The organism is Paraburkholderia sediminicola (assembly GCF_046026855.1).
GTDB lineage: Bacteria > Pseudomonadota > Gammaproteobacteria > Burkholderiales > Burkholderiaceae > Paraburkholderia > Paraburkholderia sediminicola_A.
Window position 1 is genome coordinate 149,103 of sequence record NZ_JAQQET010000011.1, and the last position, 25,960, is coordinate 175,062.

Sequence of the window (25,960 nt, forward strand, 5' to 3'; positions counted from 1 at the left end):
AGTGTGAGCAGCCGGGTAGCGTCAAAGATCGCATTTTACCGTTGCGCGCCGTCTCGGTGAGATCGTACGCGGCGCGCGGGACGATTCTCAACCCGCGAGGCGAACGGCTTCACGCTGCGCCAACTGCAAACCGCCGTGTGCGGAGTCCGCCAACGGCTCGCGCAAACGGGCCTGATAAATCTGTGGCACATACTCGCGCAAGGGTGTGCCGAGACCGCCGCACAGCGCGACCGGCAAAGTCGCAGAAGGGTCGAGCGCGGCAATCATCTTGCCCACTTCCACACCGGCCTCGCCGAGCAAACGCGCCGCGAACGGATGCGTGCGATGCGCGATGACGATCGGCGCGAGCCTTGCATAAGCCGTCTGATTGGCCTCGCACAGCCAGACCACGAGGCCGTCGCGATCATGCGCACCGGTGCGGGCAAGCAGCGCCTGCGCCAGATCGTCGTTGGGCACGCGCCCGTCGAGAGACTGCTGGGCATACACGATGGCTCGTAGCCCAAGCCACGCGCCACCTGCTTCGTCACCGGACGGGTAACCGTAGCCGCTGGCGATTCGGCATTCGCCTTCGCCGTCGAGCGCGGCTGCCACGCTGCCCGTGCCAAGCGCGACGACCACGCCGTGCGCGCCGCCGTGCGCACCGAGCAAGGTAGTGTAGGCATCGCTTTCCACCGCGAGCCCTGCTACCGCCGGCGCCTGCGCGCAAAACGCGGCCAGCCAGTCGCGATTATTGACCCCTGCCAACCCACAACCCAGTACGCAGCGCGCCCAGTCCAGCGGCACGCCGGCGCGTGCAAACGCGTCGGCACAGCCGGCCCCGATGGCCTGCCACGCGCGTTCCACGCCGAGGCCCAGACCCGACGGCCCGCTCGCCGCCTGCGCCAGTTCGCGGCCCTGCGCGTCGCCGAGTACGACGCGCGTACCGCTGCCGCCGCCGTCAATGCCGATCAGAAAGAGGTCTTTATTCATCGAATCGAGTGAGTTCAAGTGGTGAATAACGCATAGCGTGGCAGGTCAGTTTCAATCCGGCAATCGGCCGAATGGCCAGCTTGCAGCGCGCCTGGCTTCCGCTATGCTGACGGGCGACATGACACCGGAGGAGCGCGAAAGTGACACAGCGATGCAACTGGGTATCGAGCGAAGCGCTCGCACACTACCACGACACCGAATGGGGCGTGCCCTCGCGCGACGATCAGCATTTGTTCGAACTGCTTGTGCTGGAAGGCGCGCAGGCGGGTTTGTCATGGTCGACGATTCTCAACAAACGAACCGGCTATCGCCGTGCATTCGTCGGCTTCGATATCGACAAGGTAGCGCGCTTTACGCCCAAACACGTCGATGCACTGGTGCTGGACGAAAGTATCGTGCGCCATCGCGGCAAGATCGAGTCGGCCATTACCAATGCGCGCGCCGTGCAGCAAATTCAGGCCGAACACGGCTCGCTCGCCAACTTCGTGTGGTCGTTCGTCGATCAGACGCCAATCCAGAACGATTGGGCATCGTATAAACAGGCGCCTGCATCGACCAAAATTTCTGACGCGCTCAGCAAGGGGCTGAAGCGCTACGGCTGCAAGTTCGTCGGCTCGACGATCTGCTATGCGTTCATGCAGGCGGTCGGCATGGTGAACGACCATGAGGCGAGCTGCATGTGCCGCGCACGATGCGCGGCGCTCGGCAAGAAGGGACGCAATCGCAAAGCCGGCTGAGGTTGTAGCGGTGGCCACCGCGTGGCCCAGCGCGTCTGAGACGCCGCTCTCACCGCAAGCGACCCTCGGGTATCCGGTAAAGCCCGTCTACGCTTTTCGCGCGCCCGGCCGTTAGAGAGGTATGAGTGCTGGCTGCCGCGGGGGCGGTCGGTGTCACCAGGCCGGCATAGACGGCCGACGAGCCAAACCCGGGAATTGAGGGCTTTTCGTCGTGCTAGTCCGGGCTTCGCTAATCGGTGCGTGCCCGATACTGCCATTCATGCGCTCAAACAACGAATAGCCGCTACGTAACGCATGGGAGACCAACCATGAAAACCCTTAACTTCCTGACGCATCAGGAGATTTTCGATCAGGCCGTAGACCATCTGCTCGGCCAGAAGCGCGCCGCCTTGCTGCCACGCGGCGGCGGCGCTTACCGCGGCTACTGCGGCGGCTGTCCGGTCGGCAACTTCATCAAGCCGCGCGACTACATGACCGCGATGGAAGGCGTTCCGGTACGCTACATCGGCAAAGCGCCCGTCGAGGTGCCCGCTTATATGGATGCCGGCATATCTGCGCTCAAGAAGGCGCTGTTGCACGCCCGTCTCAATGTGTACGACCCGGCCACCGTCACGCTGCTCAGTTGCCTGCAAAACGTGCACGATGTGTTCGGCACGTGGGAATGGCATGAGCGTCTGAGTTCGATCGCCCGGCAATTCGGCCTGTCTGCCGAGCGCCTGAAGAGTGCTGCCTGACACCAAAAGCAAACCGGCAACTCGACCGCAAAAAGCCCACCGCAAAAATCCAACGCAAAACGGCGCACAAAAGCAAAACGGCGATGTGGCTTCTTTCGAAGCTCACACCGCCGTTCAGCATGCGAGATGCGCGTAATGCAGCGCGGAAAAGCGTGCTTAGTGCAGCTTTTTCGGCAGCATCTGGCTGCGCAGGCGCTTGTGCAGGCGCTTCACAGCAGCAGCCTTCTTGCGCTTACGTGCCGTAGTCGGCTTTTCGTACGATTGACGCTCACGCAGTTCAGCGATCAGGCCATTCTTTTCGATTGCGCGACGAAAGCGGCGAATCGCCACTTCGAACGGCTCGTTTTCTTTCAGAAGAATCGTCGTCATGTAATTCCTAACTCAATCACTTGATAGGGGTAAATTGCGTGGCGGGATACCGCTCACGCGCCGGCCCTCCGGTCGTTCCGATTCATGGCCAGTAACAGGCAAACGCGGGTAGAACCCGGCCAAACCACGAATGAAACGAAAGGCAAAGCGGCCACGGAGGCCGGAAAAGAGAGGTGGGGAGTTCACCGCGGAACGCGGACAGACGTAATGCCAAAGCCCACGCCTGCTGCTGTTTCGCCAACCTTTCATCAATGAAAAACATTGACGAAACAGGCAAAGATCTCAATTCACTCCCGATGATATCAGGAAACTCTCCATCCTACCAGGGGTTTAGCGATCGCGCCAGGTCCCTTGCGCGGTCACGCGCTCGCCTCGTCCAGTTCGCGGATGTCGGCGCCAGTCAGCATCAGGTGAACGGCGGCGGCAAGGCTTTTGAGCTGGTCGACCGAGGTCGCGCTGGCAATTGGGGCCGTTACACTTGGGCGGGCGATCAGCCATGCCAACGCGACAGTGGCCGGCGTGCTGCCGTGCCGTTCGGCGACCCGGTCGAGGGCGTCCAGAATCCCCAAACCGCGCTCGTTCAGATATTTCTCGACCCGGCTGCCGCGCGCCTTGTTGGTCAGATCAGCCTGCGAACGGTACTTCCCGGACAGAAAGCCGCTTGCAAGACTCCAGTACACCACCACGCTGAGCTGATTGGCGAGCGCAACCGGTTCGGTCTCACGCTCGTACTCCGCTCGGTCGTACAGGTTGTATTCAGGCTGCAGCAATTGGTACTCGGGCAGCCCATGCTGGCGGGACACGGCGAGCGCTTCCTCGACGCGAGCGCCGCTGTAGTTCGACGCGCCGATCACCCGCACCTTGCCGGCCTCGATCAGCTTCTGGTAGGCGCCGAGCGTTTCAACGAGAGGCGTTTCGGTGTCGTCGTCGTGAGAAAAATACACATCGATGTAATCGGTCTGCAAGCGCCGTAGCGAATCTTCGACTGCCGCCTGAATGTTCGCCGCCGACAAGCCCTTACGCTGCGGATGCTTGGAAACCTTGGTGGCGAGCACGATCCTGTCGCGCTTGCCGCTCTGCTTGAACCACTTCCCGATGATGGTTTCCGATTCGCCGCCCTGGTTGCCCGGCGCCCATGCGGAATAGACATCGGCGGTATCGATAAAGTTGAGCCCCGCATCGACAAATGCATCCAGGATCGAAAACGAGGTGGTTTCATCAGCGGTCCAGCCAAATACATTGCCGCCAAACATAAGCGGCGCGACCTCTAATTCGGAACGTCCAATCCGGCGCTTTTGCATGATTTCTCCAGGGTTTGTCACAAGAGAAAAAGAGAATACGCCGTCTTTTCAATACCTGCATTGGAACGCCCGAGCAAGGCTGCAAGCGGCTTACAGGCGAGCGGCGGCTGAACCGGCCCGAAAGACAATTGGGTCGCTATTGCACAAAGTTCCTCAAGTTTTTTTTAGATGCGCCGTCAACCTTCACTGAGGCGGCCAGCAATGAACGAGTGCTTTCCGCCGATGCCAACGTGGCGTATTGGGCTCAAGGCTTATTTAGGAGATTTTCCATGCTCGGAATCAATAGCAACATCAACTCGCTGGTTGCACAGCAAAACCTTAATGGCTCGCAAAGCGCCCTTTCGCAAGCCATCACCCGCCTGTCGTCGGGCAAGCGCATCAACAGCGCGGCTGACGATGCAGCAGGCCTGGCAATCTCGACGCGTATGCAAACGCAGATCAACGGCCTGAATCAGGGCGTGTCGAATGCGAATGACGGCGTGTCGATGATTCAAACCGCATCGAGCGCACTGTCGTCGCTGACCTCGAGCCTGCAACGTATCCGCCAGCTGGCTGTGCAAGCATCGACCGGTTCGCTGTCGTCGAGCGACCAGGCAGCCCTGCAGCAGGAAGTTGCAGCACAGATCTCGGAAGTGAACCGTATCGCGTCGCAAACGACGTACAACGGCACGAACATTCTGGACGGCTCGGCCGGCAACGTGTCGTTCCAGGTCGGCGCAAACGTCGGTCAGACGATCAGCCTGAACCTGAGCCAGTCGATGTCGGCTGCAAAGATCGGCGGCGGTCTGGTGCAAACGGGTCAAACCGTCGGCACCGTCGCTGTGTCGACGGACGCAAGCGGCGCGTACGTGGCAACGGGCGCGGCGATCACATCGGTCAACGTTCTGTCGGACGGCAAGGGCGGCTTCACGTTCACGGACCAGAACAACCAGGCTCTGTCGGCAAGCGCAGTCAGCGGAATCTTCAGCTCCGGCGCAACCACGGGCTCCGGCACCGCGATCACGACCCTGACGCTCAGCTCGACGCTTGTAACCGCCATGGGCGCAACGGCAGGAAGTGCCGCAACGGCAGCGGTTGCGCAGATCGACGCGATCAACGCCCCGCCGACCGTTTCGAACCTGAACATCAGCACGGTCTCGGGCGCAAACGAAGCGATGGTCTCGATCGACAACGCGCTGGCGACGGTCAACAACCTGCAAGCTTCGCTGGGTGCCGCACAAAACCGTTTCACCGCAATTGCAACGTCGCAGCAAGCTGAGTCGACCGACCTGTCGTCGGCACAATCGCAAATCACGGACGCCAACTTCGCACAAGAAACGGCAAACCTGAGCAAGGCGCAAGTGCTGCAACAAGCTGGTATCTCGGTGTTGGCGCAAGCTAACTCGAACCCGCAGCAAGTTCTGAAGCTCCTGCAATAAGAGCTGACGTAGTAACGGCGATGCGCCGCGCGCGAGTGCGGCGCATCTCCAGGTTTCGAACAACGGGAGGCACGCCTCCCGCTGCGCATTCCGATCAAGAAGTGATGTAGCATCGCGCAGCACCCAACACAGATTTCTAGACGCCTGGAGCTTCCGCATGTCCTCGATCTCAAACACGTCCTCCGCGGCGTCGACCGCCGCCGCCAATGCCGCGCTGCAATCGGCCGCGCAGTCGATCATCAGCGGCTCGACCGGCAATACGTCGATGGATGTGGGAACGCTCGTGACGGCCCTCGTGAACGCGAAGACCGCAGGACAAGCCGCAGCGCTGACGGCACAACAAACCACGGACAACACCACGCTGTCCGCATACGGCGCCCTGAGCTCGGCGCTGAGCGCGCTGCAGGCGAGCGTCGCGAATCTCGCCAACGGCACCACGCTGTCGACTTTCGCGGCAACCGCCAGCGGCACCGGTCTAACGGCGACGGCAGGTGCGGGCGCGGTGGCCGGAACCTACTCGGTGGCGGTCACACAGGTCGCCAGCTCGCAGGCTCTGTCGTCGGCAGCCTTCGGCGCCACGACGCAACTGGGCACGGGCACGCTGACGGTCTCGCTCGGCGGCCAGTCGATGAACATCAATGTCGACAGCACCAACAACACGCTCTCCGGCATTGCCGCTGCGATCAATTCCGGTACCGGCAATCCCGGCGTGACGGCGACTATCGTGACGGGTACGGATGGTGCCCACCTCGTGCTGCGCGCGGCGAATTCCGGCGCGGCCAACGTCATCAACGTTTCGACCAGCAACATCACCTCCGACACCGGCCTGTCGAGCCTCGGCGTGACCTCGACAGCCAGCACCACGGGCGGCCAATCGTCGATCACATCGGCGAATTCGAGCAGCGCGTGGTCGCAAAGCGGCTTTGCCCAGGACGCGGAATTCACGGTCGGCGGCATCGCAGCCAGCAGCGCAAGTAACTCGGTGACGAGCGCCATTTCCGGCGTCACACTGAATCTGGCCACTGCGTCTGCCGGCACCACGCAGACGCTGACCATTTCGCAGGACACCTCGGCGGAAAGCACCGCGATCAACAATTTCGTCAGCCTCTACAACACCGTCGTTACGACGATGTCGACGCTCACGTCATACAACTCGTCGTCCTCGTCGCAAGGTCCGCTGCTGGGCGACTCGACGCTGATGACGATTCAGAACGCGCTGGCCAATATCGTCGGCGGCGCGGTCGGCTCGGGCACCACGGGCACCACGCTGGCGGCGATCGGCATTACGCTGAAGGACGACCCGGCGGACGGCACGATGGTGGTCGACAGCACGAAGCTGAGCACCGCGCTGACGAGCAGCCCGGCAACCGTCGCCGCACTCTTCAACCCGACCAACGGCATTGCCGAGCAGTTGAACACCAGCATCACCAACTTCACGCAGACCGGCGGCCTCATCGATACGCGCAACACCGCGCTCAACACCGATCTGAAAAGCATCACCACACAGCAAAGCGCGCTCGCCGACTACACGGCCCAACTGACGAGCCAGTATCAGGCGCAGTTCACCGCGCTCGACACGCTGATGGCGACGATGAACAACAATTCGCAATACCTGACCGCCCTGTTCGGCGGCGCCAACAGTGCCGGCGCGCTGGCATCCGCCAACAACAACTAAGTCCACGGACCCGATCGAAATGAACCAGACCGAACTGATCGAACGGCTGCTGTCGATGACCCGGGAAATCGAACACGCCGCCTCACTCGCCGACTGGCCGGAAGCGGCGCGCCTGACCGAAGCGCGCTCGCCGCTGCTGATGTCGCTGTCGGCGGAGCAGGAACCAGCCGCACTGGACATGATCCGCCGGATCCAGGCCATCGACGCAGCGCTGCTCGCCGATGCGGAAACCACCCAGAACGAACTGCACACCGAGTTCGAAGCCGCGATGGGCCGCACCAAGGCTGCCGGCGAATATCAGCGCATCGCCCGGCTGTAACTGACGAACCCTGCCAGAGGCCGCGACCGGCTGAACGGCTCAACCAGATAATAAGAACTACGCGCTGAAATGAGGCGCGCTCGTTCCCTCGGCCCGCCTCGTGCGGGCTTTTTTCTGGCTTTTTCTGGCCATTCCGTCTTCCAGTCTAGCGGGCCATGCGCCAAACAGGCGGCCTTTTTCCCGTCATCTCCGAGCATCGGAAACAACCGCCTCGCCGCACAATTTCAGCCATAGACCATTCTGCGCTGAGACCATGACTCTCCTTCACGAGCAGCCGACCGCTGAGCCCTTGACGCCCGAACAGCAGCTCGAGCAAGACATTTTGCTCGTTTTGCAAAGCGCGCTGGATCACCACCACAAGGGAGAACTGGACGACGCGCAAGCGCTGTATCAGGCCATCCTCGAAGCGCGGCCCAATCACACGGACGTGCAATACAACCTCGGTGTGCTGCACGTGCAGCGCAAGCAGCCTGTCGAAGCCCTGCCCTATCTTGAAGCCGCTTTGGGCGGCGCGCCGGATAACGGTCAGTTCTGGGTCGCCTACATCAACGCATTGATCGACGCGGAGCAAATCCCAGCGGCATGGCTCGCGCTCGAAATGGGTCAGCAAAGAGGCTTGAGTGGACCGGCCGTCAACGGTTTGATCACACGCATGGCGTACGACGGCGCCGCGCTCCCAACCACCGCGGTGGCGCCGGCCGTGGTGCCTTCCGTTGTCGTGGATAGCGCCGAAACTACTGAAACCGCTGATGCCGGTTCAGACGACGGCAAACGCGCAGTCATCGATACACGCCGCCCGAGCCCGCAGGAAATAAATCGCTTCAACGCGCTGTTCAATAAAGGCCATTTGCCACAGGCCATCAAACTCGCGCGCGAGCTGACCGAACGGTTTCCCACGCACGGCCTCGCGTGGCGCTCCCTTGGCATTGCCTTGCATCGCGCGGGGCATTACGTAGAGGCTATCGAACCGCTCAGGACTGCGATCTCGTTAGGCAGCGACGACGCCGAAGCACGCAACGCGCTCGCTGACTTGCTACGCTTAACCGGCAACCACGCCGCCGCGGAAGTCGAGTGCAGAACCCTGCTTGAGCTGAACCCCAGCTACTCGGAAGGCCATCGCGTGTTGGGGCTCGTGCTCGCCGCCCGCGGACGGCACCGCGAGGCAATCGCCTCGTGTAAGCGCGCGGTCGCATTGACGCCCGAGCACCCCGAGTCGCACGGTACGTTGGGCGTGGTATTGCTGGATCTCGGCGCTTCGCAGGAAGCGAGCCCCTCGTTTCGTCGCGCGCTCGAACTGGAGCCGAAAAACTCGCTCACCCGCAGCAATCTGCTTTTCTGTCTCGCGCACGATCCCGACGTCGATACTGAACAGATCTACGCCGAGCATCGCAAATTTGCCCGAATTCACGAAGCGCCGGTGCGCGCCACCTGGCCAAAACACACCAATAACCGCACGCCGGGCCGCCGCTTGCAGGTCGGCATCGTCTCCGGCGACTTGTTCCGGCATGCCGTCTCCTCATATCTGATGCCGGTCATGGAGCCGCTCGCGAAAGACGGGAGCCTGACGCTCCACGTCTACTACAACCATGTGGTCGAGGACGACTATACGCAGCGATTCCGCAGCCACGCGGATCAGTGGAACATGATCGCCGGCATGACCGACGAGCAATTCGCCGACAAGGTTCGCGCCGACAAGATCGATATCCTGATCGACATGACCGGACACACCGGCCGTAACCGGCTCCAGACATTCGCGCGCAAACCTGCGCCGATTCAGGTCAGCTGGATCGGCTACCCGGCGACCACCGGGCTCGACGCGATGGACTATTACCTCAGCGATCGCTTCTTCACGCCGTTCGGCGATATCGAGCGCCAGTTCTCCGAGAAACTCGTGCACCTTGCCGCCATCGGACCATTCCAGCCAGAAAAGACCGCGCCGCCGGTCAACATCCTGCCGGCCATGCACAACGGCTACATCACGTTCGGCAGTTTCAACCGTCTGAACAAGTTGCGTGCCGACGTGATCGCTGTGTGGGCGAAGCTGCTTCGCGAACTCCCCACTTCGCGGATGGTGCTCGGCTCGATGTCCGGTGAAGAAGGTGACGAAACGTTGATCAACTGGTTCGTGCAGGAAGGCATTTCTCGCGACCGGCTTAGCTTCCGCCCGCGTTCGACCCTGCCCGTCTACTTGCAGCAGCACTTCCAGGTGGACATCTGTCTCGACACGTTTCCGTACACCGGTTCGACAACGGTCCTGAATTCGCTGTGGATGGGTGTGCCCACCTTGACGATCGCCGGTCAGACAATGGCCAGCCGTGCAGCCGCCGCGTGGCTGAGCCACACCGGCCTTGAAGACTTCGTGGCCGCCGATACGGACGAGTTCGTCGCCAAGGGCGTCGCGCTGGCCTCGAACATCCCCGCACTCGCCGCGCTGCGCACAGGGTTACGCGAGCGCTGCAGAGCGTCGGCCGTGTTTCAGCCTGACGTCGTGGCGGCGAGCCTTTCACAAGCACTCCATCTCATGTGGCAGCGCTGGCGCGAAGGTCTCGCTCCGGCTGCCTTCAGCGCGGACGATTCGCAAACAACAGGCAGCGACCTGGCTCACACGGCATAAAGCATTCATCCGTGACCCGGACTAAAAAACAGCAGCGAGGAAACCATGGGCTCTAGCGCGCCTCTTCGTGCGATCACGTCGCTGGACGACGAACGCATCTATGTGACCCAGCCGCATCTGCCGCCGCTGGCCGAGTTCATGCCGTACCTCGAAAAGATCTGGAACAGCAAAATCCTCACCAATGGTGGGCCGTTCCATCAGCAACTCGAAAAGGCGCTCTGCGAATATCTGGGCGTCGAGCATCTCGCGCTGTTCGCGAACGGCACACTGGCCCTCGTGACCGCGCTGCAGGCTCTGCGCATCAATGGCGAAGTCATTACGACACCGTACTCGTTTGCAGCCACCGCGCATTCGCTCCTCTGGAACGGCATCAAGCCGGTCTTCGTGGACGTCGATCCGGACACGCTCAATCTCGATCCGGTGAAGATCGAAGCGGCGATCACGCCGCAAACGACCGCGATCATGCCGGTGCACTGCTATGGCCATCCCTGCGATGTGAAAGCCATCCAGAAGATCGCCGATAACTACAACCTCAAGGTCATCTACGACGCCGCGCATGCGTTCGGTGTGCAGACCGAAGATGGCAGCGTGCTCAAACACGGCGATCTGTCGATCGTCAGTTTCCACGCTACCAAGGTCTTCAATACGTTTGAGGGCGGCGCCATCATCTGTCCTGATGCAAAAACGAAGCAGCGCATCGACCATCTGAAGAACTTCGGTTTCGTGGACGAAGTGACGGTGGTGGCAGCCGGCATCAACGGCAAGATGAGCGAAATCAATGCGGCCTTCGGGCTGCTGCAACTGCAGCACGTCGATAATGCATTGGCAAAACGCAAGGCGATCGACGCGCAGTATCGCGAGTTGCTGGCCGACGTGCCCGGCATTCGCTGCCTGTCGGACGCGGGCGAAAAAGTCGCGAACTACGCGTACTTTCCCGTTCAGGTCGAAGACAATTTTCCGATCAGCCGTGACGCACTGTATGAGCGCCTGAAGGAACACGAAATCTATGCGCGCCGCTACTTCTACCCACTGATTTCCGAGTTCCCGATGTATCGCGGCCTGCCGTCCTCGCACAAGGACAATCTGAGCGCCGCGAGCGCGGCTTCAAAACGGATCCTGTGCCTGCCAATCTTTCCCGATCTGAACCCGGTGCAGGTCGAACGCATCGTCAGCATCGTCGCCGGTATTCAATGAATTGAGCCGGCCCTGAAAGCCGGACGTATGTCATGCAAAACATCTTGCTTGTCGGGTCTTCCGGCCACGCCAAAGTCATCATCGACATTGTTGAAAAGCAGGGGCGCTACCGGATCGCTGGGCTGATCGACGCCTTTCGAACGGTTGGCGAAGCGACGCTCGGCTATCCGGTTCTTGGCGGCGAATCCGATCTGACGAGGTTGACCGCCGAACACGATCTGCACGGAGTGATCGTTGCGATCGGGGACAACAGCGTTCGCGCGAATGTGGCCGCCAGGGTGGCCGAAGTCTGTCCGCAATTGCCGTTCGTCAGCGCCGTCCACCCGTCGGCCAGCATCGGCAAAGGGGCAAGTATCGGCGCCGGCACGGTCGTCATGGCGGGAGCCATTATCAATGCTGACTGCCGCGTGGGCCGTTTCTGCATCGTGAACACGAAGGCATCGCTCGATCACGATTGCCTCATGGACGATTTTTCGAGCCTCGCGCCGGGCGTGACGACCGGCGGCAATTGCCGCATCGGCAGCCACGCCGCCGTGAGCATCGGCGCCGTGTTGCGTCATGGAATCACGGTTGGCGAGCACAGCGTAGTGGGCGCCGGATCAATCGTCCTGAAGGCGGTCGAGGCTTTTTCGGTGTCGTACGGAAACCCAGCGAAAAAGATTCGGGACCGCCAGCGGGGCGACAAATATCTTTAGCCCGGGCCTGAACGTTTTTTAATCCGCAGACGCCCCATCGGGCGAGGCACATCCAGCAAGCCGGAATCCGGCGCGACGCTCGCCCGGATCAACCGCTCGCACCTCACCGCCTGAACCGCCCGCCCCCGCCGCCAAACCGCCGCTGCATCTGCGGCTGAAACTGCCCGCTCGCCCGCGCATTCCCCAGGTCGTGACCCTGCTTGAGCGAATCGAGCCGCTGGGTCTGATTCGCGTTCGGCTGCACGGGCTGCCAACCGTCGGCGCCGTGCTGCTCCCAACCGCCGCCCTGATCATGCCGGTAGACGTTGCCGTCGCTGCCCGCATAGACATTGCCGTTATTCCACGCGACAGCGCGCCCCGTGTCCTTGTTGCCCACGATGCCTTTCGTGCCCGCCTGGTGATCGCCTGAATACGCGTTGCCGGTCACGCCGGCTTCAGCCGCGCCGTAACGTCCCGTCTGCGCGTTGTAGCCAGCGCGCTGGCGGCCCGCCGCATAATCGCCGGTACCTTCGTTGCCCGCCACGCCGCCGCGGGCCGCGCCGCTGCGCCCCGTCGACGGATTGCTGAACGAGCCTTGCCGTCCGGCCGCGAAGTTACCGTTGTACGCATTCTCGACCGCACCGCGGCTCGCCTGGAAGTGGCCGCCGGTGTAGGGATTGAAACCCGACGCGGCCGACCCCGCCCAGCTGTTGCCGGTCCAGCCGTTCCAGCCACTTGCGTGGGTCACGGTGCCCTGTCCCCAGCGGCCGTAGATATTGGCCTGGTTGACGTTCGCGTATTGCCAGCTCCACGGACCGCCGCCCCAATACGGACCCCAGTACGGCGACGCTGCGCCCCACGTGGCGCCGATCGCAAAACCGAAGGCGAAGCCCACCGTGGTGCCGAGCGCGAAGCCCGCGCCATAGCCATAGGTGGCCGGATAACCGTAGTAAACGTCGCCGACATACGGCGCGTACACATAGCCGGTGCCGTACACGACGGTGCCGTCCGCATTGACGACCACGCCCAGGTAGCCCGGCGTATAGCCGACCACCACCGTATCCGGCGTCGCCGAATAGACGTGGACGTAGGTCACATAATGCACGGGCGAAGCCGCCGGAATCGTATAGATCGCGGGCGGCACGGTATCGGCGACATGCCATGGGCCACTCGCCGCGCTCGCCGTGAACCAGATCCCGTTGGCAACCGCGAAGAATTGCGTAGGCGCCGTCTGGATCACCGGGGTCGCCGTGTTCACCGCATACGACAACGACGTGCCCGCGATGCCGACGAACTTCGGCGCACCGTCATAGACGACCGTCAATGCCGTGGTCTTGCGCGACACAGTCGCCGTCTGCGGGATGGTTGCGGCGATCGCCGCTTCTTTCGCCTGCGGCGTGCCCGGCACGGAGACAAGCGCGTTCGCATGGGGATCGTCGGCAGCGATCTTCGAGAAGTCGGCGGGCAAGCTCTTGCCGTCGACGAAGGTCCAGGGTCCGGCAAGGCTCGCTGCGCTGAACCAGCGGCCCGACAGCAGCAGGTAGTAATGGTTGTCGCGCGGTTCGACGAAGAGCGCGTGGTCGGCGTTGGCGACGGAGAGCAGATTCACCCCCTTCACCGGTTGCAGCGAAGGCTTGCCGTTCGTCACCACCAGCTCGGCCGGTTGCGCGGCGACCACCACGTCCGGCGCGCGCGCAGGCTTCTTGCCGTCGGCGGGCAACATCGGGTCGGATTTCAGATTCGTTTGCGCTTTGCTCGCCGCGGCGACCAGCTCATGCGGCGGCGCTGTGTTCAGATGCCACGGACCGTCGAGCGATGTCGCGTCGTACCAGTAGCCCGCCGCGTTCAGATGCAGCGTGCCGCTCGTGTCCTTGAGCAGCATCGCTCGCGTATTGATCAGGCGTTGATAGTGCGTGTCACCGAGCGCACGCCAGTTCGCGTCGCCGTCGACCAGGACGAGCAACGTGGGGCGTTCGGCAAAGATGATGTTGGGTACGTTGTTCTGCACTGCGAGGCCGGGTTCGGCTCCTTCGTGAGTGCTGGCATAACTGGCCTGCAGTTGTTCGAGCGAGGTGGTGAGGCCGCCTTCGGGAACCCGCGCCTGCAAAGCCGCTTTCACTCCGGCGGCAGCATCGGGTGTAGCCGGCATGTCGACCTGGTCGAATACGATATCAAGCAGTTGCACCGTCGATCTGGTCTTGTCGATTTCAGCACGTGCCGTGAAATGCGCGACGCCGTAGTTCGGTGTCGCGCTCTTCGCCCCGACCGCGAAGGCGGCACGCCCTTCGATCCGGTTGCCCTGCCACACTTCCACCTGCGGCTGGTACAGCTCGATGCGCTGTTCTGCGCTGTCGAAATCGCGCGGCCATGCGGTCGGCAGGGGCTGCAATGCAGGCTGTGTCGCGGACTGCACTGCGGCTGCGGCGAGCGCTTGAGCCGGCGTGGCAAGCGTCACCGCCAGCGACGTGCAGACGCCAGCGAGCAACAGTACGGATCGCTTCATCGGAGTTTTCATGGCGCACGGTCCTTCAGCATAGACATCGGTGAATCGGAAAACGTCAGCGCGGGCGGCTCGCTATAAGCCTCCCGCGCCCTCTGCAATGCAGACTGTTACGGCGTCACAATGTTGAACATCGGATTAAAGCTGTCCAGCATGCTGAACAGTTCCGTCACTTTCTGCGAATCGCCGGCCACCTTGGCCTTACCCGACTGCGTTTCCTTGTCGAGTGTCTGGCCGCCCATCAGCAGGGATGCGAACCCATCCTTGCTCATGGTTAGCGTGGCGTCCGCATTCGGCAGCGTCGCGTTCTGCGTGTAGACCAGCACGGAATTGCGCAACTCGATCGCATACTTTTCGCCGTTGCCGAGATCCCAGTTGATGGTCGTATGCTTGCCGCTCGCCTTCGGACCGTTCAGGCGGATGCCCATGTAGTCGAGCAGCAACGACGGACTCATCGCGGCAACCGCATCCGGCGTCACCGTATTGACGCCTGGCACCTTCGGCACGCCGTTGCGCAACTCGTACGCGCCCATCAGATACTCGTTACGCCACGTCGGATTCTCGGTCTGGTAGCCAAGCTGTTCCAGCGCGTCCGCTTCGAGATTGCGCGCCGCCTTGTTGTCCGGATCGGCGAACACCACCTTGTTCATCGCAGTGGCGACCCAGCGGTAGTTACCCTTGTCGAAGTCCTGTTTCGCCTTCGCCATCACCGCATCCGCGCCACCCATGTAACGCACGAATTCCTTCGACTCTTCTTCCGGCGGCAACGGATGCAAGTTCGCCGGGTTCGAGTCGTACCAGCCGAGATAGCGCTGGTACACCGCCTTCGAATCGTGATTTACCGAGCCGTAGTAGCCGCGGTTGTACCACTTCTTGCCGGTTGTATCCGGCACCTGGATCTGCTCGCCGATCTCCGTCATCGTGTAGCCCTCGTTCGCGAGGCGCAGCGATTGATCGTGGATGTACTTGAACATGTCGCGCGTTCCGGCGATATAGCTGACCGCACGCTCCTGCCCCCACGTCGGCCACTGATGCTGCGAGATAACGACGTCGGTCTTGTCGCCGTAACGCACGATCGCCTCGTTCAGCACCTTCCACCAGTTCGCCGCATCGCGCACCTGGGCACCGCGCAGGGTATACAGGTTGTGCAGCGTGTGGGTCGTGTCTTCGGCGGTATCGAGCAGCTTGAATTGGGGCATGTAGATCAGCATTTCGGACGGCGCTTCCGTGCCCGGCGCCATCTGGAATTCGAACTGGACGCCAGCGATGGTGCGTGTCTCGCCCGTCTTGCTGATCGTGTCGGTCGGCGCAATCAGCCCGAGCGTGCCGAACGAGGTGGTCTTGCCGAGGCCGGCATCGACCTGACCGCGCGGGCTGGCCGGCAGGAACGCACCGTATTGATAGAGCGTGCGGCGGCCCATCGCGTTGCCGGCGAACACGTTTTCGCTGACGGCTTCGGCGAGGAAGCCTTCCGGTGCGATGATCTTCACCTTGCCGCTCTTCACGTCTGCTTCGTCGACCACGCCCTTCACGCCGCCGTAGTGGTCCGCGTGACTATGTGTATAGATCACGGCCAGCACCGGCTTCTTCGGGCGATGCTGGTAGTACAGATCGAGCGCGGCGCGCGCCGCCTCTTTCGTGACCAGCACGTCGATAATGATGATGCCGTTGTCGCCCTCGACGATCGTCATGTTCGCCAGATCGAGGCCGCGCACCTGATAGACGTGATCGGTGACCTTGAACAGACCATTGAACATGTTGAGTTGCGCGTTGCGCCACAAGCTCGGATTCACCGTATCGGGCGCCTGGCCTTGCAGGAATTTGTACTTGTTCAGATCCCAGCTGGTGCCGCCGTCGTCGGTCTTGATGACGCCGTTCGGGATCGTCGCGATGAACCCGCGTTGCGCGTCTTCGAAGTCCTGCTTATCGTCGAACGGCAGTTGCTTATAGACCTCGGCGTTTTCCTGCTTCGTGATGACCGTTGCGTCCTTGTTAGGCGCGGCGGTTTGCGAGACTGCTGCGTGTGAGAAGCAAAGCGTAGCGACAGCGACTGTGACAGCGGTGAGCCGCTGATAGCGTTTTTGTTTTTCCATCGTCATTTCCTCGAATCAACAAAACATCGGCACAACATGCCGAACCAAACAACTCTGAATCGCGGCTTGTTTCAACCCGGCGTGCCTGCGGTTGCCGGGCGGATAAGCCGTCTCCTTTGTGAACCTCGATCGGGCAACGCCGATCGTTCGGGTCAGCGCCACGCGCTGCCCACCTGCACGTAAAACGCGTTCTGCCCCGGCCCATGCGCGACGTCGATCCCCATCGTCACGCCGAGCTTGCGAGCAATCAGATAGCGAAAACCTGTGCCAAAGCCGAACGCGGTGGGCGCATCCGAAAACGAATGCAGATGGCCATAGGCTTTGCCCACGCCGCCGAAGCCGAGCACGGACCAGCGCGGCGTGACGTTCCAGCGGATTTCGGCTTCCGCGGTGAGCTGGTTGTTGTCTTGGAACTTCGCATCGGACACACCGCGCAACGACACATACGGCTGCGCAAAAAACGGAATGTTTCCTTGCGAGAAACCGGTGTCGGCACGCAGGCCGAGCACCCAGCTCTTCGACAGCGGAATCCACTGGTAGCCGCGTGCCGTCTGCTCCTGAAAGTTGGTGGAACTGCCGAGACCGCCCCGCGCGAGGTCCGCTTCGAGTTCCGCATAAGTGCCGCTCGACGGATAGAACATGTTGTCGCGCGTGTCGTAGTCGACCACCACACCGCCCTTGGCGACACGCTGATCCTTCTCGAACGGGCGAATCCCCTCCGGAATGATCGGACCGAAGCGCGTGCTCGCGTCGAAGAAGGTGTAGCGCGGGCCGACATACCAGTGGCTGTTGCCGAGCCTGAACAACACCTGCTGCACGAGCGCGATACCGTCTAGCTGGTAGGCGCGCGGCTGATTCTGGATGCCGTAGTAATTCAGATGCAACCCCACCTTGCCGATCACGCCGAGATAGCGGATGTGGTCGTCGTCCCAAGTGTGGAAGTGCATCAGGGCAGCACCCCAGCTATGGGTGCCAGTCGCAAAACCGCCGAGGCCGGTGATGTTCGGCGGCGCTTTGGAATCGTCGGGCGCGTCGGCGCTTTTCTTCGGCAGCGAGAAATAGAGCAGGCCGAGGCCCAGCCCGTAGCCGACCGCTGGCTCGGTGATTAGCGTAGGCACAGGCAATACGCCGCGATGCGTCAGCAGCAGATTGCTCAGGTCGAATGCGCCGTCTTCGGGATCAGTGAATTTCGATTCCGCGTGGCCATGGACCGACACGAGCAGCACCGCCGCGGCCACCGCCGAGGCGCGCAATCTGCCGCTGCGGCGGCGTCCATCGACCTTGATGGACGAAGCGGCGTCGACGGGACGCGGCATGCGACACGGCACAGACAAGGAACGACGGATCACCAGATGCATGCTCCGTTACTGGAAGGTGGCACTGACCGACAGCTCCACCGCATTCCCCTTAGGCCGGTTGCTGACATTGAACTCGTTGACCCAACGCAGCGACGCCGACACCGGCGTTTTCTGAACCTTGCCCGACCACGTGACCATCGGCCCGATGCCCACCGAATGCCCCTGATTGCCGCCGGTGACATCGGCCAGGCCGCCGCTGTCATGACCGAGCTGCTGGATATAGCCGCCCACGACGCCCACGCCCCAGCCACCGAAGCGCTTGAGCGCCAGGAGATCGAGCACGCTGACGGGCGCGTTGTGATAGTGAGTGTCACTGTTGGCCGTGTAAAACCCAATGCCGTAGTTCACGGACAACTCGATCTCTTCTTTCGGGAACAGCTTCGTATAGGCGACGGTCGGCGTGAAGGTCCACGTATTCTGGCCGGCATTGGCCAGCCGGCTCGAGCTGTAACCACCGGTCGGCGCGTAAATCTGCACGCTGAACGCGATGTGGTCGGTCTTGGTCAGGTGATATCCGGCCACCACCGGCGTGAAGAACAAGTCGGCGAACTGTGTGTTGTGATCATTCGGCAAATGGCCGTGAAACGACGAGATGTCGGTGTACTGGAACGGCACCCCGAACGCGGACGCAAAGTTCCAGCCACCCGCGGTAATGCCCCACGTCTTGACCGCATTGACGATGGTGTACACCGCCGTCACGTTAACGCCCGCAGTAATCTGCCCGGCGATCGGAATCGTCTTGCTCGCGCCTAACGACCCTTCGTAATAGATGGTGGTGGCTGACACGATCCAGTCGTCGGTAGGGGGCACGACACCGGCGTATGGCGTGACCTGCATGCCGGTAATCGGCCTGCCGATGCCACCTTCAGTCGCCCACCCTTGCTGGGAGACACCCAGGCCAGCGGTAGTGAGAAGCGCACCCGTGCACAACCTGGCGAGTGACCGGCTTGCGAACAAACGGTTAGGGCGACTCATAGTCATCCTCATGAAAATAGATTTCCGCATTCTCACTCCGCGGACCAGGGTATGGACGACGTGCAGCGGCAAGCCGCACGGGTGGACGACAATGTGGTTCTCATGGCTGGCGCACAACCGGCGGCGGCGTCCAGCTGCCGTCGAGCGCCGGTTGCTGCGGCCAATACGCGCGCACATATAGCGAGAACGCTTCGTTGGCCGGCGCCGGCAGCCAGTTGGCGAGTTTGTCGTCGCCGGGGCTCGTGTTCTGCACGTAGAGTGTCAACGAGCCGTCGGCATTGAACTTCAGATCCCGATTCTTGGTGCCGAGCGAGTAGCGGTTCTGCGCATTCGGCGAAAAGAAGTGATGCGAGTTGTATAGGGTCAGCGACCAGAACCCTTTGACCGGCGGCAAACTATCTTTAGCAAACGTCACCGTGTAGTGCGCGTTGCCGTCGAGACGCTGACCGGATGCGTCGGCATCGCCGTAGAAATACTTGGTCTCGTTAGGCTTGTTGACGAAGATGTTCGATTTCGCCACCGCCGTGCGCGTGAAGTAGTCCGTGCCGAATGCCGCGCCGTTGCTGATGGTGTTCCAGTTAGCGGGCAGCCGCTTGCCGAAGGTGTTGAAGTTGAACAGTGGCGTGACCAGATCCGCATCGGCCTTGGCCGCTTCGTCGACGATCGCGGTCTTGATCGCCGGATCTTTCTGCGCCGCCGCGATCAGCGCTCGCGCCTGCGCGTAGAGCGCTTCTTCGCCGCGTTGCGGCGGCGTCTGGTCAAGCACCGTGGGCAGTTCGTCCCAGAACCGGTTTGGATCGACCCACTTGATCTCTTCGGCGTTGCCGCCCGCGGCACCACCGGTCGGACCGAAACTCGGCAGTTTCGACCAGTCGGTCTCCTTGATCGTGCCGTCGTACTCGGCAAGCGGATACAGGCCAACCTTCGCGATCACCGACTGCACCGCAACGCGATCTTCAGGCGTGTCGTCCATGAAAACGCGTGGGATGAAACTGCCGACGCCGGTCGGCGAGCGGAACACCTGGCGGATGCCCTTCGGCACCTGGCCGTGCCAGTCAGGACCCGCTAACAGATAGAAGCCCGGACGCGTGCCGTACATCTTGCCGAGACTCGCGAAACCGTCCGTACGCAGATCGACGGCCTGATAGACCCAGAAGCGTTTGCCGAAATCAGGCACCTGCACGACCACCGGCGTCTGGTTCAGATCGAGGATCGCGGAGCCATAGACCACGTCCTGATTCGGACACGCGACAAATCGCTCCTGCGGCTGGATATAGTCGCGCAGCATCGACAGGTGATTGGGCGGCGCGACCGGTACGATGCCGCCGTTCAGACCCGGTTGCGGCACCTGCTTCATCGCCAGCAGACGGCCGTAGACGTTCACCATCGGCCACGCCCAGAAGTAGGTCTGGCGCGCCACCAGCCGTGCGTATTCTTCAGAGATCGCGTAGCCGGCTACTGGGCCTGGCACGGACGGCACGGTGGCTGTCGCATGGCTCGGCTGGCCCTGTTGCGTCTTCGCCAGAATGGGGGCGGCGACCGCCGCCAGCACGGCAGCCGTGACCCATGTCGCGGTTTTCTTGTTCATATTGCTCTCAGGTTCGTCCATGCACGGTTTAGCGCTTTTGCGGCTCGGGAAATTTCCAGGTGCCGTCGAGCACCGTCTGATCGGGCCCATAGATACGCATGACAAGGTCGTACGCGCCCGGCGGCGCCGGTAGCCAGTTCGACGCTTTGTCCGCACCGGGCGACGTGTGCTGCACGTAGATATTGAGCGAGCCGTCCGCGCCGTATTTCAGACCCTTGGTGCGATCGCCGATCGAGTAACGGTTGATCGAATTCGCGACCAGATGGCGGGCGGGCAGGTCGTACAGCGTCATCGACCAGAAGAACTTCGCGGGCGGCAGGTCCTTTTTGTCGAAGTGCAGCACGTAAGGCTGCGAGCCGAGCAGCGGCTGGTGTTCCGCATTGACGTGGGTGCCGACATACACCGCTTCTTCCTTGGTGTTGCCGTAAATACCCATCGCCGCGGCGACGGCGCGCGTGGTGTAGTCGTCTTTCAGATCCGCGCGGCTGCCGAACAGGTTGAACGAGCCGGCGGTGTGTTTTTCCGCATCGGCCAACGCAGCTTTGCCGTCGGCGACGCCCGCTTCGAGCGCGGCGCGGGTTTCCGGTGGCAACGCGGCCGGATCGAACGGGACGCCCGGCGCAATGCCGATCTTCGCGAAACGCTCCATCAATTCCTTCTCGGAGGGTGCAGGCGGTTGCGTGAACTGCAGCAGGAAGTTCAGGTACGCGATGAAATCGACCGAAGTCGCCTTTGCTTCATCCCATTTCGGAAACGTCAGCTTCGCCGCGGGAGGCGGTGCAGCCGTGTGCTCAAAGGCGGACAACGGCGTGAGCTTGTATTGCTTCTGGATCGCCTGAACGTTTTTCACGTCGCTCGCGCCGTTGAGCGCCGTGCGGCCGAGCGTCAGGATCAGGTCCGTCTCCGAGCGGAACACCTTGTCGATACCCTTGGGCGTGTCGCCTTGCCAGTTCGGTCCGGCGAACAGATAGTGACCCGCGCCGTTGCCCGTGGTGCGCGAACCGACATACGCGAAGTTGTACGTGAACAGGTCGATCCACTGGAACACGTAGTAGCGCTCTTTCGGCACCGCAGGCACCGTCAGCACCCACGGTTCGCGACGCAGATCGAGCCATGCCCACGAGTACGGCGTGTCGTTATTCGGCGTGACGATTTCCTTGTTCTCGGGACCGTACGGCTGCGAGTAGTTACGGAATTTGCCGAAACCGCCCACATAAGACTTCGAGCTGGAATCGAGCGCCTGCTGGTACAGGGTCTTGTAGTTGAACAGCATGGGATACGCATAGAGGAATGCATCCTTTGCGATCGCGCGCGCTTCGTCCGGTGAGGCCGTGACGGTCGCGGATGAAGCGGCGGCCTGGGCGCCGGCTTCCGTGTACGGCAATATCGTCAACGACAGGCCGGCGACGACTGCGCCGATTTGCAGGCGTTTAAGCAATGTCATGTCTGCTTTCTCTCAGGTTCTGGTCTATTTGCCGAACGTCATATTCAGGCCCGCGAAGATCGTGAACTTCGGTACCCCTGCGCCGGAATGGGCGACGGAGTACTGCGGTTCGATGAACGCGTTGTAGATGGTCGAGCCACCCTTCCACGCCTTGCCGGCGCCAAGGCCGACCGGAATGTAATAGCTGCCGTGCTGCAGGTCGAAAGTCCAGGTGCCGGTCGAGCGGATGTACCAGCCGCCCGGCAGGTTGAAGATGCCAAACGGCTGCGCGGTGAGCGACTGCGTGGTCGGCCGGCTGCTTTGCCCCGCGAACGAGTGTTGCCATTGCACCAGCGCACCGAGCAATCGCGCCTTGGTCGCGCTTACGGCGACGGCAGCAAGGCCGGCCTGCCACTTGCCGGTACCGAGGCTCGGGTCGGTGGCCGTCGGCATGGTCACGAGCGGGCCGACACCAATCTGCACGTCGCCCTGGGAGAGCAGGAAGATGTCGAATAGATTCAGGTCGCCGAGGCCGGTGTTATAACCACCGCTCGGATCGGGCCGCGTGCTGACCGGCAGCGTGGCGCGGAAGATTTCCGGCACGCCGATCAGGCTGTTCGGGCCGATCGGCACCGTGGGGCGCAAGAGGAGATCGTTGGTGTGCGCGCTCGCACCGAACACGCTCGGCGTGTAGTAATTCTGGATGTTGAATGATGCGGCCAGATTGAGCGGGTTATTACTCTTATTGGCTTCGTCGGCCGATGCCTGAGCGAACGCCGGCGACAACATCACCGAGGCGGCGTATAACGCTGCCGACCAAACCACGCATTTACAACCCATTCCCACACCTCGTCTATGGGCATTTCTTATAGGCGAATGCATTCCTTTGCCCGACGCAAATAAAACCAAGGAAACAGCATTCGTATTTTCGAATTAAGTAAAACTAATCGCAGACGCGTGTTAGCCCACCCGGCAGCCACGCGCAGCCGGGAAAATATGCGAGACAGATGAGGCACACGATTAAATCGCGCTAAGTCTCTCGAACAAGCTGGACAGACGGTACGACCGGATACAGGGCTTGCATGGACGCTCCTTCAAACCAAAGAGACGCCGCGCCAACCGCGGCATGCGGAAAGTAGAAAGTGCATAACGTGGGACGTCGTTGCGGAATACTAGCAAACGTTCCCGATAATTACAGAGATAAATTTGTAACACGATCGAAAGCTCGTCAATTTCCGCCTGCATTAGATTTTTATAGCCATTCGCATTGCATAGTTTCTCCGTAGCTTTGAATATTTATTCGCTCAATGCTTAAGTAACCACATGGCGGAATGTGCCGTTGCGAATCACCGGCATTGACGCGGCCGCTCAAAAAAAACAACAGAATGGGCTGCAACAATCACCTAGGCCCATTAGACTGGCGCTCGCTCAAAGTTTGACCCACCGCTTTTGATGAGGCTTTCATGATTCGCACGATGCACCGGTACTGCATTGCTTTGACCGTCGTGGTTCTTTCAGCTTGCACCGTTACGCCGCGCCACGATACGAGCGAGTCGCCGGCCGGCGCGTCGACCGCCGCCGCCCTCCCATCGTGGAACGACACCGCGACCAAGCGCTCGATTGTCGACTTCGTCACGCTGGTCACCACGCCCGAGTCGAAGGATTTCATCGCGCACGCCGACCGCATCGCCGTGTTCGACAATGACGGCACGTTGTGGCCGGAGCAACCCGCCTCGGTGCAACTGGTGTTTGCGCTGCAACGGGTGAAGACGGTGGCCGGGCGGCATCCGGAATGGAAGCGGCAGGAGCCGTTTCGCTCAATTCTGAGAGGCAATCTTAAAAGTGTCGCGGCGAGCGGCGACGCCGGCTCGATGAGGCTGCTGGCGGCGGCGCATGCCGGCATGACCAGCGATCAATTCGCCGCGCTCGTGCGCGAATGGTTCGACTCAGCGAGTGACCCGCGCTTTAACCGCCCGTACGCCGACCTCGCTTATCAGCCCATGCTCGAGTTGCTCGCCTACCTGCGCGCCAACGGCTTCAGGACCTATCTGGTGACGGGCAGCGATGTGGAGTTCGTCCGCGACATGGCGCAGCGCGTGTACGGCATTCCGCCCGAGCAGGTGATTGGCAGCACCGTCAAATACAAGTACAGCCAGACGAATGGCGCCGTCGCGTTGACCCGGCTTGCGCAGGTCGACACGCTTGTCGACGGCGCAGCCAAACCGCTCGCCATCGCCCGCGTGATCGGCAGGCGTCCGGTAATCGCGTTCGGCAACGCGGACGGCGACGTGCCGATGCTCGAATGGACCTCGGCCGGCGACGGGCCGCGCTTCGCGGCGCTGCTGCACCACACTGACGGCGAACGGGAGTATGCGTACGATCGCACGGCGAAAAGCGGCAAGCTCGACAAGGGCCTCGACGAAGCCGGCGCGAAAGGCTGGCTCGTCGTCGATATGAAGGATGACTGGAACACGGTGTTCAAGCCGGATAGCGCGGCAACGGCTGCGGCACCGTCGAATTAAGGGCGGCTTGTTGGGAAGGCCGCGCTCGCTGCAGTCTTTGCTGCGGTTTCTGCGCGGCCTCCCGGGCCTTTCATCACTCGCTTAGCGGGTCAGGGTGATCACCAGATAGCTGGCGTACAGCACGCCGCACACCAGCAGCGCCCACACCGGCACGCCGCGTTCGCGCACGTTGATCCGCAGCCATGCGGCGGCGGCGAGCGTAATTACGATGCCGGTCACCACTTCGATGCGCGGCGTCCACGGCGTCAGCAGAATCCCGATTGCGGGCAGCAAGGTTCCCTGAAACACCATCGCGCCGGTGATGTTGCCGAACGCCAGCGTGTCCTTGCCACGGCGAATCCACAGGATGCTGTTGACCTTCTCCGGCAACTCGGTGGCGATCGGAATAATCAGCAGCGAGAGCAGCAGCGGTGAGACGCCGAGCACCTGGGACACACCCCGCACACCGTGGATGAAGCCTTCCGCGCCCCACACCAACAATCCAACCGCCAGCGCGAGTTGCACCACGATGGTCACGAGATTGGTGGGCAAGCCGAGACGCGACAGCAGCATCTTGCCCGGCGCTTCAGTGCCGTGGCCGGCGTCGACCAGTTTGTTCGATGCGCGGAACGTCATCACCACATAGGTGATGTACACGCCGACCAGCGCCGCGCTGAACAGCGCCCGCACGATCATCTGTTCGTGCGGCACGTACATCGCCGCGGCCGCCAGCACGAAGGCGCACAGGAAATAGTTCAGATCGCGCGTGAAACCCGTGCGTTCTGGCGCGACCCAGCCGCCGGCACCGCGCGAGCCGAGAATCGCGAGCGTCATCAGGAAGGTGGAGAGGGTAGAGAGCATGAGCGGCGCGCCTAGAATCGCGCCGACGCCAATCTCCTGATTGACCGCGCTGTCAGCTGTGCCGCCGGCAATCGCGAGCAACGGGACGAGCGTCTCGGGCAAGGCGGTACCGACCGCCGCGAACAGCGAGCCCGTCACACCTTCGGAGATTTTCAGGCGCTCGCCGAGATGTTCGAGTGCGTTAGTGAAGAGCTCGGCCGCCACCAGAATGACGACCAGCATGAGGGCAAGTTCGAACAGGAGACCGGTCATGCTTGGCTCCCAGCAAATCCAAAGGGAACGCGGCACAACGGATGGCCAAGCGGGGAGACTGGCAGGGCACTACGACGTTTCACAGGGCAACTCCGCGGTCGGACGTAGATGACGAACCAATGACGCACCGCGACCCGTCCGACCAGAACGAAGCAGTACGCCAATGGTCTCGCCAAACCGACCCGGTCGAACGCGCCATGACCCGCAGGCCAAGTATGTTGACGCGCTCTCCTTCAATGGATGAAGGAAGGCTACTCCCCAGTGACCGGGGGATTCTAACGGGATGCGCGGCTTTCAACAAGCTTGGGATCAGGCACATGTTCCGTCGGCTCCCGGCCTGACGACGTCCGTCCGGATGCGACGTCAGGTGCGCGCGCGTGCGACGGCCCCGCTGGTAAGATCGAT

General features: G+C 61.9%; 20 protein-coding genes and 1 riboswitch. Of the genes, 9 read left to right on the top strand and 11 right to left on the bottom strand.

The window, feature by feature from the left end:
• Positions 1 to 87 precede the first annotated feature (87 nt).
• The gene (locus PQR40_RS14605; protein WP_408226132.1) at positions 88 to 969 is read right to left on the bottom strand and encodes a glucosamine kinase nucleotide-binding domain-containing protein; all 882 of its coding nucleotides are present in this window, start codon (positions 967 to 969) and stop codon (positions 88 to 90) included.
• Positions 970 to 1,109: 140 nt separating this feature from the next.
• Between PQR40_RS14605 and PQR40_RS14610 the strand changes: the two genes are divergently transcribed.
• A complete protein-coding gene (locus PQR40_RS14610; RefSeq protein WP_408509253.1) occupies positions 1,110 to 1,706 on the top strand; it encodes a DNA-3-methyladenine glycosylase I in 597 nt (198 codons plus the stop codon).
• 308 nt (positions 1,707 to 2,014) lie between these two features.
• Entirely contained in the window at positions 2,015 to 2,440 is a 426-nt protein-coding gene (locus tag PQR40_RS14615) for a hypothetical protein (protein ID WP_408334713.1), read from the top strand.
• Between the two features lie 156 nt (positions 2,441 to 2,596).
• Here the strand turns inward: PQR40_RS14615 and rpsU are convergent, their stop codons facing one another.
• On the bottom strand, positions 2,597 to 2,809 hold the full coding sequence (gene rpsU, locus PQR40_RS14620) for a 30S ribosomal protein S21 (RefSeq protein WP_006050883.1): 213 nt from the start codon (positions 2,807 to 2,809) through the stop codon (positions 2,597 to 2,599).
• Between the two features lie 359 nt (positions 2,810 to 3,168).
• Positions 3,169 to 4,110: an aldo/keto reductase gene (locus PQR40_RS14625; protein ID WP_408390902.1), complete on the bottom strand. Its 942-nt coding sequence runs from the start codon at positions 4,108 to 4,110 to the stop codon at positions 3,169 to 3,171.
• A 269-nt stretch (positions 4,111 to 4,379) separates the two neighbouring features.
• Between PQR40_RS14625 and PQR40_RS14630 the strand changes: the two genes are divergently transcribed.
• The 6 genes from PQR40_RS14630 to PQR40_RS14655 all read left to right on the top strand — a co-directional run bounded on the left by PQR40_RS14630 (position 4,380) and on the right by PQR40_RS14655 (position 12,025).
• Positions 4,380 to 5,528, top strand: a complete 1,149-nt coding sequence (locus PQR40_RS14630; protein ID WP_408509254.1) for a flagellin — start codon at positions 4,380 to 4,382, stop codon at positions 5,526 to 5,528.
• A gap of 157 nt (positions 5,529 to 5,685) precedes the next feature.
• Entirely contained in the window at positions 5,686 to 7,203 is a 1,518-nt protein-coding gene (gene fliD, locus PQR40_RS14635) for a flagellar filament capping protein FliD (RefSeq protein WP_408509255.1), read from the top strand.
• Positions 7,204 to 7,222: 19 nt separating this feature from the next.
• Positions 7,223 to 7,522, top strand: coding sequence for a flagellar protein FliT (gene fliT, locus PQR40_RS14640; protein WP_408334725.1), 300 nt, complete (start codon positions 7,223 to 7,225; stop codon positions 7,520 to 7,522).
• A 253-nt stretch (positions 7,523 to 7,775) separates the two neighbouring features.
• Entirely contained in the window at positions 7,776 to 10,136 is a 2,361-nt protein-coding gene (locus PQR40_RS14645; RefSeq protein WP_408509256.1) for a tetratricopeptide repeat protein, read from the top strand.
• 45 nt (positions 10,137 to 10,181) lie between these two features.
• A complete protein-coding gene (vioA, locus tag PQR40_RS14650; protein ID WP_408334731.1) occupies positions 10,182 to 11,330 on the top strand; it encodes a dTDP-4-amino-4,6-dideoxy-D-glucose aminotransferase VioA in 1,149 nt (382 codons plus the stop codon).
• A gap of 32 nt (positions 11,331 to 11,362) precedes the next feature.
• A complete protein-coding gene (locus PQR40_RS14655; RefSeq protein WP_408334734.1) occupies positions 11,363 to 12,025 on the top strand; it encodes an acetyltransferase in 663 nt (220 codons plus the stop codon).
• 103 nt (positions 12,026 to 12,128) lie between these two features.
• On the opposite strand, the gene PQR40_RS14660 is transcribed toward PQR40_RS14655, so the two are convergent.
• The 7 genes from PQR40_RS14660 to PQR40_RS14690 form a co-directional block, all read right to left on the bottom strand.
• A complete protein-coding gene (locus tag PQR40_RS14660) occupies positions 12,129 to 14,507 on the bottom strand; it encodes a carbohydrate-binding family V/XII (RefSeq protein WP_408509257.1) in 2,379 nt (792 codons plus the stop codon).
• 107 nt (positions 14,508 to 14,614) lie between these two features.
• A complete protein-coding gene (locus PQR40_RS14665) occupies positions 14,615 to 16,597 on the bottom strand; it encodes an alkyl/aryl-sulfatase (protein ID WP_408390914.1) in 1,983 nt (660 codons plus the stop codon).
• A 152-nt stretch (positions 16,598 to 16,749) separates the two neighbouring features.
• The gene (locus PQR40_RS14670; RefSeq protein WP_408509258.1) at positions 16,750 to 17,913 is read right to left on the bottom strand and encodes a BamA/TamA family outer membrane protein; all 1,164 of its coding nucleotides are present in this window, start codon (positions 17,911 to 17,913) and stop codon (positions 16,750 to 16,752) included.
• Positions 17,914 to 17,961: 48 nt separating this feature from the next.
• Positions 17,962 to 18,930: a SphA family protein gene (locus tag PQR40_RS14675; protein ID WP_408226084.1), complete on the bottom strand. Its 969-nt coding sequence runs from the start codon at positions 18,928 to 18,930 to the stop codon at positions 17,962 to 17,964.
• A gap of 100 nt (positions 18,931 to 19,030) precedes the next feature.
• Positions 19,031 to 20,518, bottom strand: a complete 1,488-nt coding sequence (locus PQR40_RS14680; RefSeq protein ID WP_408509259.1) for a DUF1254 domain-containing protein — start codon at positions 20,516 to 20,518, stop codon at positions 19,031 to 19,033.
• Between the two features lie 28 nt (positions 20,519 to 20,546).
• Positions 20,547 to 21,962 carry a DUF1254 domain-containing protein gene (locus tag PQR40_RS14685; RefSeq protein WP_408509260.1) on the bottom strand — a complete coding sequence of 472 codons (1,416 nt, stop codon included), beginning with the start codon at positions 21,960 to 21,962 and terminating at the stop codon, positions 20,547 to 20,549.
• A 24-nt stretch (positions 21,963 to 21,986) separates the two neighbouring features.
• Positions 21,987 to 22,766 carry a hypothetical protein gene (locus PQR40_RS14690; protein WP_408509261.1) on the bottom strand — a complete coding sequence of 260 codons (780 nt, stop codon included), beginning with the start codon at positions 22,764 to 22,766 and terminating at the stop codon, positions 21,987 to 21,989.
• Positions 22,767 to 23,404: 638 nt separating this feature from the next.
• On the opposite strand from PQR40_RS14690, the gene PQR40_RS14695 reads away from it, so the two are divergent.
• The gene (locus PQR40_RS14695) at positions 23,405 to 24,463 is read left to right on the top strand and encodes an HAD family hydrolase (RefSeq protein ID WP_408509262.1); all 1,059 of its coding nucleotides are present in this window, start codon (positions 23,405 to 23,407) and stop codon (positions 24,461 to 24,463) included.
• An 81-nt stretch (positions 24,464 to 24,544) separates the two neighbouring features.
• On the opposite strand, the gene PQR40_RS14700 is transcribed toward PQR40_RS14695, so the two are convergent.
• Positions 24,545 to 25,555 carry a sodium:calcium antiporter gene (locus tag PQR40_RS14700; RefSeq protein ID WP_408226069.1) on the bottom strand — a complete coding sequence of 337 codons (1,011 nt, stop codon included), beginning with the start codon at positions 25,553 to 25,555 and terminating at the stop codon, positions 24,545 to 24,547.
• Between the two features lie 100 nt (positions 25,556 to 25,655).
• Positions 25,656 to 25,827, bottom strand: a riboswitch (yybP-ykoY riboswitch).
• Between the last annotated feature and the right edge of the window lie 133 nt (positions 25,828 to 25,960).